Source organism: Nonomuraea sp. PA05, assembly GCF_008086045.1.
Lineage (GTDB): Bacteria > Actinomycetota > Actinomycetes > Streptosporangiales > Streptosporangiaceae > Nonomuraea > Nonomuraea monospora.
This window is the reverse complement of record NZ_VSEY01000079.1, coordinates 1-15,355: the sequence shown is the minus strand read 5'-3', so window position 1 is coordinate 15,355 and position 15,355 is coordinate 1. Positions and strand designations below refer to the sequence as shown.

General features: G+C 73.4%; 12 protein-coding genes and 1 tRNA gene. 10 read left to right on the top strand and 3 right to left on the bottom strand.

Annotated features, from left to right (window positions below; translation table 11 throughout):
- Window positions 1–41 precede the first annotated feature (41 nt).
- The 5 genes from FXF51_RS61655 (at window position 42) to FXF51_RS58390 (ending at window position 4,972) form a co-directional block, all read left to right on the top strand.
- Entirely contained in the window at window positions 42–209 is a 168-nt protein-coding gene (locus FXF51_RS61655; RefSeq protein WP_187415173.1) for a hypothetical protein, read from the top strand.
- 67 nt (window positions 210–276) lie between these two features.
- Window positions 277–978, top strand: a complete 702-nt coding sequence (locus FXF51_RS58405) for a helix-turn-helix domain-containing protein (RefSeq protein ID WP_148443506.1) — start codon at window positions 277–279, stop codon at window positions 976–978.
- A 61-nt stretch (window positions 979–1,039) separates the two neighbouring features.
- Window positions 1,040–1,858 carry an ABC transporter ATP-binding protein gene (locus tag FXF51_RS58400; protein WP_148443505.1) on the top strand — a complete coding sequence of 273 codons (819 nt, stop codon included), beginning with the start codon at window positions 1,040–1,042 and terminating at the stop codon, window positions 1,856–1,858.
- Window positions 1,859–1,895: 37 nt separating this feature from the next.
- Window positions 1,896–2,891 carry an iron-siderophore ABC transporter substrate-binding protein gene (locus FXF51_RS58395; protein ID WP_148443504.1) on the top strand — a complete coding sequence of 332 codons (996 nt, stop codon included), beginning with the start codon at window positions 1,896–1,898 and terminating at the stop codon, window positions 2,889–2,891.
- Window positions 2,888–4,972, top strand: a complete 2,085-nt coding sequence (locus FXF51_RS58390; protein WP_148443503.1) for an iron ABC transporter permease — start codon at window positions 2,888–2,890, stop codon at window positions 4,970–4,972. Before FXF51_RS58395 ends, FXF51_RS58390 begins: the two co-directional genes overlap by 4 nt.
- A gap of 48 nt (window positions 4,973–5,020) precedes the next feature.
- Here the strand turns inward: FXF51_RS58390 and FXF51_RS58385 are convergent, their stop codons facing one another.
- A complete protein-coding gene (locus FXF51_RS58385) occupies window positions 5,021–8,173 on the bottom strand; it encodes an AfsR/SARP family transcriptional regulator (protein WP_187415172.1) in 3,153 nt (1,050 codons plus the stop codon).
- 354 nt (window positions 8,174–8,527) lie between these two features.
- On the opposite strand from FXF51_RS58385, the gene FXF51_RS58380 reads away from it, so the two are divergent.
- Entirely contained in the window at window positions 8,528–9,214 is a 687-nt protein-coding gene (locus FXF51_RS58380; protein ID WP_148443501.1) for a hypothetical protein, read from the top strand.
- Between the two features lie 88 nt (window positions 9,215–9,302).
- On the opposite strand, the gene FXF51_RS58375 is transcribed toward FXF51_RS58380, so the two are convergent.
- Window positions 9,303–9,959 carry a TetR/AcrR family transcriptional regulator gene (locus FXF51_RS58375; RefSeq protein WP_148443500.1) on the bottom strand — a complete coding sequence of 219 codons (657 nt, stop codon included), beginning with the start codon at window positions 9,957–9,959 and terminating at the stop codon, window positions 9,303–9,305.
- A gap of 160 nt (window positions 9,960–10,119) precedes the next feature.
- Here FXF51_RS58375 and FXF51_RS58370 point away from each other — a divergent pair, with 160 nt between their 5' ends.
- A complete protein-coding gene (locus FXF51_RS58370) occupies window positions 10,120–11,661 on the top strand; it encodes an MDR family MFS transporter (protein ID WP_148443520.1) in 1,542 nt (513 codons plus the stop codon).
- A gap of 93 nt (window positions 11,662–11,754) precedes the next feature.
- Here FXF51_RS58370 and FXF51_RS58365 read toward each other — a convergent pair whose 3' ends face one another.
- Window positions 11,755–12,108: an arsenate reductase family protein gene (locus FXF51_RS58365; protein WP_148443499.1), complete on the bottom strand. Its 354-nt coding sequence runs from the start codon at window positions 12,106–12,108 to the stop codon at window positions 11,755–11,757.
- 210 nt (window positions 12,109–12,318) lie between these two features.
- Here FXF51_RS58365 and hutH point away from each other — a divergent pair, with 210 nt between their 5' ends.
- The 3 genes from hutH to FXF51_RS58350 all read left to right on the top strand — a co-directional run.
- Window positions 12,319–14,139 carry a histidine ammonia-lyase gene (hutH, locus tag FXF51_RS58360; protein ID WP_148443498.1) on the top strand — a complete coding sequence of 607 codons (1,821 nt, stop codon included), beginning with the start codon at window positions 12,319–12,321 and terminating at the stop codon, window positions 14,137–14,139.
- A 27-nt stretch (window positions 14,140–14,166) separates the two neighbouring features.
- Window positions 14,167–14,239, top strand: a tRNA-Cys gene (locus FXF51_RS58355).
- Window positions 14,240–14,259: 20 nt separating this feature from the next.
- Window positions 14,260–15,355: SDR family NAD(P)-dependent oxidoreductase (locus tag FXF51_RS58350; protein WP_222871972.1), on the top strand; the 1,096-nt coding region annotated here is incomplete at its 3' end.

Sequence of the window (15,355 nt, the reverse complement as noted above, 5' to 3'; positions counted from 1 at the left end):
GGACGCGGTTACTTTATCGATACATATGGTGCTGTCAAGGGTTGAGGTCACCAAGACAGATCGGAGGGCGTCATCGGGCAGGCCGCCGGGCGGCGCGGCGCGACCGCCACGACGGCGACGACCCGGTGGCCGGGAGCGCGGGCGGGCCGGAGGTCCTGATCGGGCTCGGCCTGGTCATCCTGGCCGAGGGCGGCGCCTTCGGCCTTTGAGAGACCCGGCCGGCCAGGTGTGTGCGATCCTGTGGAACCGCAGTGGAGCTTCCAGTGAGGGGCCGCGATGGGCTTGGAGGTCGAGAGCAGGCCGTCCGACTCGCCGTACGTCCAGCGGGTGTGGCGCAGCCGCAGTGACGACGTCGGCCGCATGACGTCGGTGGCCTCGGCGACCTGGGACCTGGTGTTCTGGGAGCACGGCGGGCGGGTGAGCGCGGCCGTGCAGGGGCCCGAGACGAAGGCGAGCCCGGCGCCGGTGCCCGAGTACGCCACGTTCTTCGGCATCAGCTTCGCGGTCGGCACCTCGATGCCGCACTTCCCGATGGAGCGGCTGGTGGACGGCAATCTGGAGATTCCGGACGCGACGCGCAGGTCGTTCCATCTGAAGGGGTCCGCCTGGCGGTTGCCCGGCTACGACGACGCGGAGGCGTTCGTGCGGCGGCTGGTGCGTGAGGAGATCCTGGTTCTCGATCCGGTGGTGGCCGCGGTGCTCGGCGGCAGGCCGGCGGGCGTGTCGGAGCGTACGGTGCAGCGGCGGTTCGTGGCGGCGACCGGGCTCACCCAGGGGGCCGTCCAGCGGATCGGCCGCGCGCGACAGGCGGTGGCGCTGATCAGGGACGGTGTGCCCGCGCACGACGTGATCCACCGGCTGGGCTACTTCGACCAGCCGCACCTGTCGCGGTCGCTGGTCCGCTACGTCGGGCGGACGGCGACCCGGCTGGCCGATCCGGCTCCGGCGGAGCCGCTGTCGCTGCTGTACAGCGACTGATCACAAGGTGTGACCCACCCCGGCATGGCATCCTTAGCAAGGTTAGCCTAACCTTAGGCCCATGACCGAGGAGATCTCTCTCCGCGGCGCGGAGCTTCGCCTCAGCTACCACGGCACCCCCGTGGTCGAGGACGGTCGCATCACCCTGCGGCCGGGCCACGTGACCGCCCTGGTAGGCCCCAACGGCAGCGGGAAGTCCACGCTGCTGCGCGCGCTGTCCAGGCTGCACCGCCCCGACAGCGGCGCCGTGACGTTGGGTGACGGCACCGACGCGCTGGCGCTGTCCGCGCGCGACTTCGCCTGCCGGGTGACGCTGCTCGCGCAGAGCCGCCCCACCCCCGGCGGCGTGTGCGTGCGCGACGTCGTCGGCTACGGTCGCCACCCCTACCGGCGGCGCTGGCGGGCAGCGGACCCCGACGGGACCGCCGCCGTCGAGCGGGCCATGGACCTCACCGGCGTGAGCCAGATGGCCGAGCGGCCGGTGGACGAGCTGTCCGGCGGCGAGCTGCAGCGCGTCTGGCTCGCCACCTGCCTGGCCCAGGACACCGGCGTCCTGCTGCTGGACGAGCCCACCACGTTCCTCGACCTGCGCTACCAGGTCGAGCTGCTCGACCTCGTCCGCGACCTGGCCGACGAGCACAACGTGGCGATCGGCGTCGTCCTGCACGACCTCAACCAGGCGGCCGAGATCGCCGACCACGTCGTGCTCCTGCACCGGGGCCGCATCCGCGCGGACGGCCCGCCCGCCGAGGTCCTCACCGAGGAGCTCCTCACCGACACCTACGGCATCCGCATCGAGGTCAGCCACGACCCGAGGACCGGCACCGTGACCACCCGGCCCATCGGCCGCCACACCAGAACCGTCCAAGCAGCCACCTGACCAGCCCCGTCCCAGCAACCACATGACAGGAACAACCATGCGCAGTGCCCTGACGGCTCCCCTGACAGCCCTCGCCGCCGTCGTCGTCCTCGCCGCCTGCGGCACCACAGAGGCCCCCGTGACGACGCAGTCCCCCGCCGCCGGCAGCACGGCGTCGGCCACCGCCACCCCCGTCACCCTGACCGACGCCCGCGGCAAGGAGGTCAAGCTCGACCGCCCGGCGACCAGGGTCGTCAGCCTGGAGTGGGGCGAGACCGAGATGCTGGTCAGCCTCGGCGTCATGCCCGTGGGCGCGGCCGACGTGAAGGGATACGCCACCTGGGACACCGCCGCCAAGCTCGACTCCACCGTCAAGGACGTCGGCATGCGGCAGGAGCCCAGCATCGACTCCATCAGCGCCCTCGACCCCGACCTGGTCATCATGGAGTCCGACGACGAGGAACTGGCCACGCAGCTCGAGAAGTTCGTGCCCGTGATGGTGGCCAAGGGCAGCGACGCCACCGACAACCTCAAGCGCATGCGCGACGACCTCAACATGATCGCCATGGCCACTGGCAAGACCGACGCCGCCACCAAGCTGATGAGCGACTTCGACGCCGCGATGGCCGCCGGCAAGGAGAAGCTCGCCGCCGCGGGCGCCGCAGGCAAGCCGTTCATCATGGCCGACGGGTGGAAGCAGGGCAGCACCATCTCCATCCGCCTGTTCGGCAAGGGCGCGCTCGTCTCCGAGGTGGCCACCCAGCTCGGCCTCAAGAACGCCTGGACGGGCAAGGTCGACGCCGAGTGGGGCCTGGGCACCACCGACGTCGAGGGCCTGACCGTGCTCAAGGACCCCGAGACCCGCTTCTTCTACAACGCCTCCGACGGTGAGGACGTCTTCGCCGACGGCCTCGACAAGAACGCCATCTGGAAGTCGCTGCCGTTCGTCGAGAAGCAGCAGGTCACCAAACTGCCCAACGGGATCTGGACCTTCGGCGGCCCCGCGTCCTGCCAGCAGTTCGCCGACGCTCTGGTGAAGGCGTTCACCGGTTGAGCACGGACGTCCTGACCCCGGCGCCGCCCACCACGCCGCTGCGGCGGCTGGGCACCGCCGGGGTCTTCCTCCTCGCGCTGGGCGCCACCGTCCTGGTGGCGGCCGTGCACCTCACGCAGGGCACCTCCTCCATCGGCGCGCTCGACCTGCTGGCCCTGCCGTTCGGCGGCGACTCGGGCAACGCCGACGAGGCCGCCCGCGTGCTCATCGCCTCACGGCTGCCCCGGCTGCTGGCCGGCGTGTGCGTCGGCGTCGCGCTGGGCGTGGCCGGCGCGCTGCTGCAGTCCGTCGCCCGCAACGCGATGGCCGCGCCCGACACGCTCGCCGTCAGCTCGGGCGCCTACCTGGCGGTCGCCACCGCGGCCGCGTTCGGGCTGGCGCTGCCCGTGCCCGTGTCGGGCGGGCTCGCGCTGGTCGGCGGCCTCTGCGCCGCCGCTCTGGTGCTGGCCCTGTCCGCGGGCGGGCGCACCGGCACCACCCGGCTGATCCTCGCCGGTACGGCCACGTCCCTGGCACTCAGCTCGCTGACGAACCTCGTCATGATCCTGTTCGAGCAGGAGACCACCGGGCTGTTCGCCTGGGGCAGCGGCTCCCTCGTCCAGAGCGACCTGGACGCCGTCACCCAGCTCGGCCCGCTCATCGCCATCGCGCTGGCCGCCGCCGTGGTGGCCGGGCCCCGCCTGGACATCCTCGGCCTCGGCGACGACACCGCCACCGTACTCGGCCTGAACGTGCGGCGGCTGCGCCTGTGGCTCACCCTGCTGGCCGTGCTGCTGGCGGCGGCGGCCGTGACCATCGCCGGGCCCATCGGGTTCGTCGGGCTGTGCGCGCCGGTCGTCGTGCGGCTGCTGCCCAGGTCCATCCCCGGGCTGCACCGGCACCGCATGCTGCTGCCCCTGTCCGGGGTGGCCGGCGTCCTCATCATGCTGGGCTCCGACATCCTGCTGCGGGCCGTGCTCGGCGCGCAGGCAGGCGTGGAGGTGCCGCCCGGCGTCGTCACCACCGTCATCGGCGCGGCCGTGATGATCTGGCTGGCCCGCCGCTACCGCGACGCGGGACCGACCCGCAAGCCGCCCGCCGTCCGCACCGGCGGGGCCCGCTCCCGCACGGCCTTCCTCACCGTGGTCGCCATCTGCGCCGCCCTCCTCGCCGGCGCGATCGTGCTCGGGCTGCTCGGCGGCGACCGGTGGCTGCTCACCGGCGACGTGGCCAACTGGCTGCAGGGGCGCAGCGGGCGGGCGCTGACGTACGTGCTCGACCAGCGGTGGCCCCGCGTCGGCGCCGCCGTGCTGGCCGGCGCCGCACTGGCCGTGGCCGGCGCGGCCGTGCAGGCCGTGTGCCGCAACCCGCTCGCCGAACCCGGCGTGCTCGGCGTCACCACCGGCGCCGGCGTGGGCGCCGTCTCCCTGATCACGCTGGCGCCGATGGCCGGCATCTGGTCGATGTCCGCCGCCGCCGGCGCGGGCGCGCTCGTCTCGTTCGGGCTCGTGTACGGGCTGGCGTGGCGCGGCGGGCTCAGCTCCGACCGGCTCGTCCTCATCGGCGTCGCCATGCAGGCCGCCTGCACCGCCATCACCGTGCTGATCATCGTCCTGTCCGACCCGTGGAACACCGCCAAGGCCCTGACCTGGCTTTCCGGCTCCACCTACGGGCGGGTGCCCGTGCAGCTCGTGCCCGTCCTGCTCGCGCTCGCGCTCGTCGTGCCGCTGCTGGTGTGGCTGCGGCGCGACCTCGACCTGCTGGCTCTGGACGAGGACACGCCGCGCATCCTGGGTGTGCCCCTGGAGCCTGTACGGCTGGGGGCGCTCGGTGGGGCCGTGCTGCTCACCTCCACGGCCGTGTCCGCGGTCGGGGTGGTCGCCTTCGTGGGGCTGGTGGCGCCGCATGCCGCCAGGGCGCTCGTGGGGGCGCATCATGCCCGGGTGTTGCCGGTGGCGGCGTTGCTCGGGGCGGTGCTGGTCAGCCTGGCCGACACGCTCGGGCGGACGGTGATCGCGCCGGCGCAGGTGCCTGCGGGGCTGGTCACGGCGCTGATCGGGACGCCGTACTTCGTTTACCTGTTGTGGCGGGCGCGCGCCTGATCCCTGGGTATGGCGGGCGGGCGGGCCTGGACTCGGGGCGGGCCTGGCTCATCGTGGGCCGGGGAGGGCCGCGAGCTGGGCGCGCACGTCACGGGCCGTGGCCGGGTCGAGGTCGGCGCGCCCGCCCAGCGCCCGCTCATAGTGGTGGCGCGCGAGATCGGGACGTCCGGACGCCCGGTGCCCGTGTCCGAGCCCGGCATGGGCACGAGCCTGCTGATCGGGCGCCCCGATCTCGGCGGCGACGGCCAGGGCCGCCTCATGGCAGGCGACGGCGTCACCCGCACGCCCGGTGGCCAGCGCGGTCTCGCCGAGCCCGTTCAGCGCCCACGCCTGCCCCTCCCGGTCGCCGATCTCCCGATAGAGCGCGTACGCCCGTTCGAAGTGTTCGGCGGCGACGGCGTGCCGGCCGAGGCGGGCCTGCGCACCCGCCAGGTTGTCCAGCGTGCTCGCCTCACCCGACACGTCCCCGAGCCGCCTGAACAGCACCAGCGCCTGCTCACAGTGCCCCACGGCCCGGTCGGGCCGGTCGGCGTGCTGCTCGGCGATGCTCAGGTTGCTCAGGATCGCCGCCTCCCCCGACAGGTCGCCCGTGCGCTGAAATAGGGCCAGCGCCTTCCGGTAATGGCCGATGGCCCGGTCCGTGTGGCCGAGGCGTTCCGCCACGACGCCGAGGACGTTCAGCACCCGCGCCTCCCCGGTGGGGTCGCCCGCGCTGCGGCAGCGGGTCAGGGCGCCTTCGAGGTGCCGGTGCGCCGCGTCCAGGTTGCCCTGCCGCAACTCCACCCTGCCGAGGCCGGTCATGGCGATGCCCGCGCCGATCCCCTGCCCTGTCCCGTCGAACGACGCCAGCGACCGCCCGAAGAGCCCGGCCGCGCGGTCGTGCTGCCCCATCTCCAGGTACGCCTCCCCCAGCCCCAGCAACGCCCAGGCCGCCCCCTCCCGGTCGCCCGTCCCGTCCGCCGTCTGGTGAGCCCGGGAGTGCAGGGCCAGGGCGTCGGTGGTGAGCCCCGCGCCGAGGTAGCGGTACATGATGGCCGACAGCCCGGGACGGTGTGCGGCGACCGCCACCAGGTTCGGCCGCTCGGCGTCCAGCCACCTGCGGGCCGCGTCGGTGCCCGCCAGCTTGGGAAGCGGGGTGTCCTGCGGCTCCGCGGGCGGGCGGCGGTGCGTCTCGGCCGGGTAGAGGCCGTCCATCGCCGTCGCGGCGGCGGCCACGTAGTAGGCGGACAGGCGGGCGAGCGCGGCGTCCGGCTCCTCCGGCGTCACCAGGCGGACGGCGTACGCGCGCAGGAGGTCGTGCATGCCGTACCTGGCGGGGGTGGTCTCGTGCAGGAGGTGGGCGCGGGTCAGCGCCTCGACTGCCCTTCGCGCTCCCTTCAGGTCCCTTCCGGTCAGCGCGGCTGCGGCGTGCACGTCGAAGTCGGCGCCCGGGTGCAGGCCCAGCAGCCTGAACGTGCGGGCGGCGGCCAGCGGGAGGTGCCTGATCGACCAGGAGAACACCGACGCCACGGCGGTACGCGGGTCGCCACCCGCGTCGAGCAGCTCCAGCCGGGGGCGGGCATCGGTCGGCGTGGACGACGATACGGACGGCGGTGTGGAGGGGGCGGCGAGTTCGGATGCGAGGGCGCGGAGTGGCAGCGCCGGGCGGGAGACGGCCAGTTCGGCGGCGATGCGCAGGGCCAGCGGCAGGCGGGCGCAGCGGGCGGCGAGGGCGGCGACGGCGGTCGGGTCGGCGGCGGCGCGGGCGCCGATCAGGCGGCGCAGCAGGGAGTGGGCGTCGGCGGGCGGGAGCAGGCCGACCTCGACCCGCCGGGCGCCGTCCCGCGCGACCAGCCCCGCCAGGCTGTCCCGGCTGGTCACCAGCACCCCGCACGGCCCGGTGCCGGGCAGCAGCGGGCGGACCTGCTCGGCCGACGACGCGTTGTCGAGGATCACGAGCATGCGGCGGCCCGCCAGCTCGGTGCGGAGCCTGGCCGCGCGTTCGTCGATGTCGAGGGGGACGTCGGCGGGCCGCACGCCGAGTGCGGTCAGGAGGCGGGCCAGGGCGTCGGTGGCGGCCATGGGCCGGCCGGGGTCGTGACCGCGCAGGTCCACGTGCAGGTGTCCGTCGGGGAACCGGTCGCGTGAGCGGTGCGCCCAGTGCACGGCGAGGGCTGTCTTACCGACGCCCGCGGTGCCGGAGAGCACGGCGACGGTGACCGTGGCGTCTGCCGGGCGGGCGTCGGGGGTGTGGTCGTCGGGGGTGCGGTCGTCGGGGGTGTGGTCGTCGTGGGTGTGGAGGAGCAGGTCGTCGAGCCGGCGTAGTTGATCGGCGCGGCCGGTGAAGGCGGGCACGTCGGCGGGTAACTGCGCGGGAACGGCGGTCACCGGCCGCGGGTTCGCTCGCGGCCTTCCGGCCTTGGGAGGTGTCCCATGGCCTGGCTGAGGCACGGTCCCCACGTCCACGCCACCGACCTGCAACGCCGGGTCGCCCGTCAGGATCGCCTGATGCAACCCCCGTAACGTGTCCCCCGGCTCAAGCCCGAGCTGATCCCTCAGGTGATCCCAAGCCGCCCGATAGGCCTGGAGCGCCTCCCCCTGCCGCCCCGCCCGATACAGGGCGACCATGAGCTGCCCCCAGAACCGCTCCCGCAGCGGCTGATCGGTGACGAGCTTCCGCAGCTCCGCCACCACCTCACCATGCCGCCCCAGATCGAGGTCGGCCGCGATCCGATGCTCAACAGCCTGCAGCCGCAGCTCCCCGAGCCGGATGGCGTCGGGCCGGGCGAACGCCTCGTCGGCGAACTCCGCCAGCGCGGGCCCCCGCCACAACGCCAGCCCGGCCTCCAACGCGGCACGGGCCCGAGCCGGATCCCCATCGGCCAACGCGGCGGCCCCCGCCCCCGCCAGCCGTTCGAAGCGGCCGGCGTCCAGTTCGTCCGGACCGAGTCGCAGCAGATAGCCGCCGTCGTGCGTCAGCACCCCGCGCCCGGCGGCCCGCAGCGCGTTGCGCAGCTCGGAGACCCGCACGTGGATCATCGCCGCCGCGCTGCGCGGCGGCCGCTCGCCCCACAGGGCGTCGGTCAGCGCGGGCACGGACACCGGCTGCCCCGCATGCAGCAGCAGGACGGCGAGCAGCCGCCGGTGCCGCGGCCCGCCGAGCGCGATCGCGGCGCCGTCGTGCACCGCCCCCACCGAACCCAAGATCCGGAACTCCACCATCACACTCCCCAGGCGCATGCGTGAAGCGGGCCCGGCGGCATGCCCCCGTCCGGGCGTCTCCCCGATCGGGTCTTCGCCTCCGGCGCGCCGCCGGATGACGGGGACGGAGATCGGATGATCGCGGCAAGCGGGCGAGTAAGGATTCCGGAAGGGCGATCTCCTAGCATTCCCGACGTCAGCAGCGCGGGGGCCCGGGCCCGCGGCGGCGGCGTTCGACGGGGTTGACGACAGGCCTGAGCTGGAGTCCTCCCCGACTGCGGCGGCGCCGGTGCCGGTGGGTCGGACGCGCCTGCGACCGGCCCGGCCCCGGTCCGCCGACAGGGGCCGGGCCGTCTCGACGCACGAGGAGAAGTCATGGCATTTCGCAAGTTGCGTCACGCGGCCGCCGCGTTCTTGGTGGCTGCCGGGGTCATCGTGCTCGCCGCCGCTCCGGCCGGGGCCGCGGACGGGTCCGGGCTGCGTCCTGGGGACGTCGTCTGCACCGACCGCGCCTACTCCGACAGGGGCGCGTGGGCGTACGGGAACGCGACCCACCAGGCGCCCGTCACGTGGACGATCCGCACCTCCGCGACCGTGGACGGGCCGGAGACCGAGCTCCTGCGCCGCACCCAGTGGGAGCTGACGAGCGCGCGCGTCACGTCGCCGTCCCCCGGGCCCGCGTACTACCGGGCCTGTCTCACGAACACCTCGGACACGACCGTCCACTACCGTCTGTCGCTCGGTCCCGTCCCCGGGCCGAAGGTGCTGACGGGGGTCGGGCCGCACACGGCCGTGCTCGGCGCGGGTGCGCGGGCGTGCGGCGAGTGGGCAGCCGGGTGGGAGGCGCCGGCGTTGCGGCTGGCCGGGACGTCGTCCGTGCCGGTGCTTTTCGCGATCAGGGCGGCGAACGGTGATGGCGAGATCCTCGGTGAGCAGCCGTTGGAGACGACGGCGTCCATCGACCGGGCCCTGACGCCGCCGATCACGGAGAGCTACGAGGTGTGCGTCACCAACACCTCGCCGAGCACCGCCACCCTGAGCTGGGAGGTCAAGCGCGCCTGAGCCCAGGCCCCCACACGGCCACGTTCACGGCCACGTTCACGGCCACGTTCACGGCCACGTTCACGGCCACGTTCACGGCCAGGCCACGTCACCCTGAGCCGCCCAGCCCCTGCCCGCCCGGACCTCCCTCACCCCCGGACGGACAGGGGCTGGGCCATGCCTCGTCGAAGGGCCGGGCGATCTCGTCCAGCGCCAGCACCGTCAGCTCGTGCAGCGACCGCGTCTCGGAGTCGGCGCACCACCGCTGCGTGGCGATCCGCATCGCCGACAGGAACGCGGCCGTGACCATCTCCGGCCCGACGCCCCCTGGCTGTTCGCGCTCGGCGATCGCCTGGCTCAGCGACCGTTCCAGCCGCACCCGGCCGGCGAGCTGCCTGGCCAGCAGGGACGGGTGGCGCATGGCGAGGCGGGCGCGCTGGTGCCATTCGCGGTCGGGGCCGCCGGTCTCGGCGTAGAGGCTCTGCAGCGCGCCGCGCAGCGCCTGCCAGGCGGTCCGGCCGGCGGGTTGCTCGCGTACGCGCAGCACGAGGGTGTCCAGGCGCTGCTCGTCGCCGTACAGCAGCGCGTCCTCCTTGCCGTCGAAGTAGTTGGAGAACGTGCGCCGCGAGATGTTGGCGGCGTCGGCGATGGCTTCGACGGTGACGTTGTCCAGGCCGTGTTCGACGGTCAGCCGTAGCGCCGCCTCGTGCACGGCCTGGCGGGTCTGGGCCTTCTTGCGCTCCCGCAGACCAGATGTGTTGCCCATGATGACCACAGCTTACCCAACGGGAATAAATGCTCAATGCGCAAAGTTGCCCCATGTGCATGTAAGGTGTCCGGGTTGATCCCTTGTTCTTCCTAGAACGTCCTAGAAATGGAGGTCGCGCGTGAGTGCACAGCCGGCAGCGCCGTCCGCGGCGGAGCCGATGACCCACCGCCAAATCCTCGAAGCTCTCAGCGGTCTGCTGCTCGTCCTGTTCGTCGCCATGATCAGCGGCACCATCGTCTCGGTGGCGCTGCCCCAGATCATCGGCGCGCTGGACGGCACGCAGTCGCAGTACACCTGGGTCGTCACGGCATCCCTGCTGGCCTCGACCGCCTCGACGCCCATCTGGGGCAAGCTCGCCGACCTGTTCAACAAGAAGCTGCTGCTCCAGATCTCCATCGTCATCTTCATGGTCGCCTCGCTGGCCTGCGGGTTCGCGCAGAACACCGGCCAGCTCATCGCGTTCCGCGCCGTGCAGGGCCTGGGCATGGGCGCGCTGCAAATCCTCGCGCAGGTCGTCATCGCCGCCATGATCTCGCCGAAGGAGCGTGGCCGCTACAACGGTTACCTCGGCGCCGTCATGGCCGTGGCCACCGTCGGCGGCCCGCTGCTCGGCGGCCTCATCGCCGACACCTCCTGGCTCGGCTGGCGCTGGTGCTTCTTCATCGCCGTGCCGTTCACCATCGCCGCCTTCGCGCTGCTGGCCAAGACCCTGCACATCCCGACCGTGCGGCGGTCGAACGTGAGCATCGACTACTGGGGCGCCACCCTCATCGCCGCCGGCGTCAGCATCCTGCTCATCTGGGTCACCTTCGTCGGCAACGAATTCGACTGGCTGTCCTGGCAGACCGCCGCATTCGCCGGCAGCGGCGTCGTGCTGCTCGCCCTGGCCACGTGGGTCGAGTCGGTCGTCAAGGAGCCGGTCGTGCCGCTGCACGTCATCCGGCGGCGCACGCCCGCGCTGGCCATCCTGGCCAGCCTCGCGGTCGGCATGGCCATGTTCGGCGGCTCGGTCTTCCTCGGCCAGTACTTCCAGATCGGCCGCGGCTTCGGCCCCACCCAGGCGGGCCTGCTGACCATCCCCATGATGGTGGGCGTGCTGCTGTCGTCCACGATCAGCGGCCGGATGGTCTCCAACACCGGAAAGACCAAGCCGTTCATCCTCGTCGGCCTGGTCGTCCTGCTGGCGGGCTTCTGCGGCCTGTCCACCATCGACCACCAGACCTCGCTGGTGCTGATTTCCGTCTACATGCTCGCCGTCGGCATCGGCGTCGGCATGTCGATGCAGAACCTCGTCCTGGTCATCCAGAACACCGTCCCGCTGAGCGAGATCGGCGCCGCCAGCGGCGCGGTCACGTTCTTCCGATCGCTCGGCGGCACCGTCGGCGTGTCGGTGCTCGGCGCGGTGCTGGCCAACCAGGTCGCGACCAGCATCGCCGAAGGGCTGGCCAAGGCCGGGATCCCGGTCGGCGGCGACGCCGCCGCGGCCGGCGGCAGCCTGAACATCGCCGCTCTGCCCGAGCCGATCAAGGAGATCGTCAGGGCCGCGTACGGCGACGCCACCGGCCACATCTTCCTCATCTCGGCGGCCATCGCCGTCGTCGGCCTCATCGCCGCCGCCTTCCTCAAGCCGGCCAAGCTCCGCGACAGCCTCGACCTGCCGTCCGAGGCGCCCAAGGAGAAGGCCGTCACCGGCGCCTGATCTCCGGCCAGGCCACAGACCAGGAAGGCCGCGCCCCCGCATCGCCCGCGGGGACGCGGCCTTCCTCCTGTCCGGACCACCTCCTGGGAGGGCTCAGAGCACCGACCGCACCGCGTCCTCCGACCGGCCGATCACCGCCGACCCGTCGTCCGCCGTGATGATCGGCCGCTGGATCAGGATCGGGTTCTGCGCCAGCGCCCTGATCCACCGATCACGCGCGAACGCCTCCCGTGGCCACCCGTCCAACCCCAGCTCGGCCGCCCGAGCCTCCCCCGTCCGGGTGATGTCCCAAGGTTCCAGACCGAGCCTGGACAGCACCTCGCGCAACTCGGGCTCGCTCGGCGGGTCCTCCAGGTAGCGGCGCACGGTGTACTGCGCCGACTCGGCATCCAGGACGGAAAGCGCGGAGCGGCACTTCGAGCACGCGGGGTTGATCCAGATCTCCATGGCAGTAGACCGTATCGGCCCGTTCGCCCCCACCCCCACCGCAGCAGCTCAAGCCGCGATTCGCCACGCGGCGGGAGGCTTGCCATGGAAACGGTCGAGATCGGGTCAGCACTCTTCCCGACGAGGCCGGGCCTCCTGCCGCCCGCTCCGCCGGGCTCGTTATAACGGTGCGGCACCGATCTCCGCCGAGGGAGTTCCGAGGGAGCCGCCATGACCCGCCGCATCGCCACCGGCCTCGGCCTCAGCCTCGGCCTGGTCGCCGCCCTGGGCGTGCCGCCGACGGGCGGCTGCGCCGCGAACTGCCCGGGCCGCGCAGCCGCCGAACCCGCCCCACCCCGCGCCCCCTCCCTCGCGCCGCTCTCCGCCCCGCCCCACGCGCCGCTCTCCGCCCCACCCCTCACGCCGCTTTCCCGCCCGCCCCACGCGCCGCTTTTCGCGGCGTCCTCGGCCGCGCGCCCGCTGCGCCTGGTGCTGGACGGCGCCTCATTCTCCCTCTCGGACGCCTTCGCGATCCTCGACGGCCGCCCCCTCGCCGCCACCCTCGCCCCGTCCGCCCGCGCCACCATGGCCAGAACCCGCGCGGGCGCACTGGCCGCCCTGAACGACGGCCGCCGCGTCTACGGCTGGAACCAGGCGCTCGGACCGCTCAAGGACCGCCCGCTCACCATGGCCCAGCAGGAACGCTTCCAACGCAACATCCTGCGCTCCCACTCCGCGGGCGTCGGCGACCCGCTGCCCGACGACGTGGTCAGGCTGGCCCTGATCCTCAAGGCGAACCAACTGGCCAGGGGCCGCGCCGGCGTCCGCCCCGAGGTGCCCCAGCGGCTGCTGGACCTGATCAACGCCGGAGTCGTGCCACGCATGCCGCAGATCGGCTCCCTGGGCGCCGGCGACCTGCAGCCCCACGCCGCGGCCGGTCTGGCGGCGATCGGTGAGGAGGCCCCGGTCCGCTACCGGGGCCAGGAGGGGCCCGCCTTCGAGGTGCTGCCACGCGCCGGGCTGGCCAGGAGCTTCACCCTCCAGGCGGGGGAGGCGCTGCCGATCGTCAGCGGCGGCACCGTACTGGCCGCCACGCTCGCACACGCCGTCCACCGCGCCACGACGCTCGCCGACCAGGCCGAGGGTGCGTTCGCCCTGTTCATGGAGGCGACCAGGGCCGAGCGGAGCGCGCTGGACGCCCGTACCCACGCCGAGCGCCACATCCCCGAGGAGAACGCGGTCGCCGCGCGGCTGCGCGCGATGGTCGCGGGCTCCCGCTGGATGACGGAGGAGGGCCGCAGGCGGCTGAGCCCCGAGCCGAGGGTCCAGGACGCGGTGTCGGTACGGGCGGCGCCGCACATCCTGGCCGGCCTGCGCCACGCACTCGCCGACGCCCGCCGCACCCTCACCCGCGAGGCCAACTCCTCCACCTTCAACCCGCTGATCTTCAGGCGGGAGCGGGGCCGCGGGTACGAGTTCGTGACGGGCGGCAACTGGGACGGCTCGATCATGGGACATCTGGCCGACACCCTGAACGCGGAGATCACCGACGTCGGCGTGCTGTCGCAGGAGCTGTCGGGACGGCTGCTGTCCCCCCGCTGGAGCTACGGCCTGCCGGCGAACCTGGCCGGTCCCCCCGTCGGCCTCAACTCCGGCATGGTGCAGGTGCAGACGGTGGCCGCCGCGCTGATCCCCGAGATGCAGGTCAGAGCCTCACCGGCAGGAACGCTGTCACGTCCGGTCAAGGACGGCCAGGAGGACCACAACACGATGGCCATGGCCTCGGCCCGCCACCTGCACGAGAACCTCGACCGGCTGGAGATCGTCCTGGCCGTCCAGTACCTGATGGCCGCCCAGGGCATCGACCTGATCGCCGGGACGATGGCGGGCCTGCCGCTGGGCGCGGCGACGGCGCGGCTGCGGGCGGAGCTCAGGCGGTACGTGGCGCCACTCGGCGACGACCGCTACCAGACCCCCGATCTCGAACGCGCCATCCAGCTCGTACGCGAGCGGCGGCTGGTGCCGCAGATCACCGTCCGCCCTCAGCAGTGATCTTGCCTTAGGCTGCTGGACGCGGACGGGCCCGTAGCACAGTGGTGATGCGCCGCGTGGCAAACGCTGGAGGATGCCGGTTCGAGTCCGGTCGGGTCCACTGGGGCGGGGTGAGGAGCGATGGAGTCGGAGCAGGTCGAGACGTGCCTGCGCCTGCTGGGGCTGGCCAAGCGGTTACCGGCCGGCCACCCCGACCGGCGCAAGATCGAGCACGCGGCCACCGGGCTGATCAGGGACGGTCGCCACGAACGCCGCGCCGCCGCCCGCGCGGAGACCAGCCGCGAGGACGGCGAGGTGCTGGCGGCCACCGCCATGGGAGCCGCCGAACGGCGGATGGACACCCCGCTCCCGACCACCGGCCCCGCCGCCGCCTTCCTGCCCGGCAGCCTGCGCCGGCCCCGCCACTGTTACGTGTGCCAGCAGCTCTACAGCCGGGTCCACCACTTCTACCACCGGCTCTGCCCGGACTGCGCGGTGGACAACTTCACCCGGCGCACGGCCCGCGCCGACCTGTCCGGACGCAGGGTGCTGCTGACCGGGGGGCGGGTCAAGATCGGGCATGAGCTGGCGCTGATGTTGCTGCGTGACGGCGCCGAGGTCACGGTGACGACCCGCTTTCCCGCCGACGCCGTGCGGCGGTTCGCGGGCGCGGCCGGTGCGGGGCGGTGGCAGGGGCGGCTTCGCGTGGCAGCGCTCGATCTGCGTGATCCGCGCCAGGTGGTGGCCCTCACCGACCAGCTGCTCGCCGAGGGGAGGCCCATCGACATCCTGGTCAACAACGCCGCCCAGACGCTGCGACGGCCCGCCTCCTCCTACGCCGCGCTGGCCGCCGCCGAGGCCGAACCGGATGACGCCCTGCCGGTCTGGCGGGCACCGGAATTCACCCCGCCGGGCACCAACCTCCTGAGCACCCGCCTGCCGGGACCCGAGCTGCCCGGCCATGAGCTGCGTTACTCCGAACTGGGCAGCGGCCACAACCACAGCGCGCACGCCACGCCCGAGCCCGCAGCACCCCACCTCTCCACCGCGCTCCCCCACGCAGCCGCCCTGCTCCCCGGCACCGCCGGGCTCCTCCCCGACGTGGCCGGGCTGCTCCCCGACACCTCCCCCACCAACTCCTGGTCGGCCAGGCTCGGCGACGTGGACCCGGTGGACCTGCTCGAAGCCCAGCTCGTCAACGCGATCGCCCCCTTCCTCATGGCCGACCGCCTCCTGC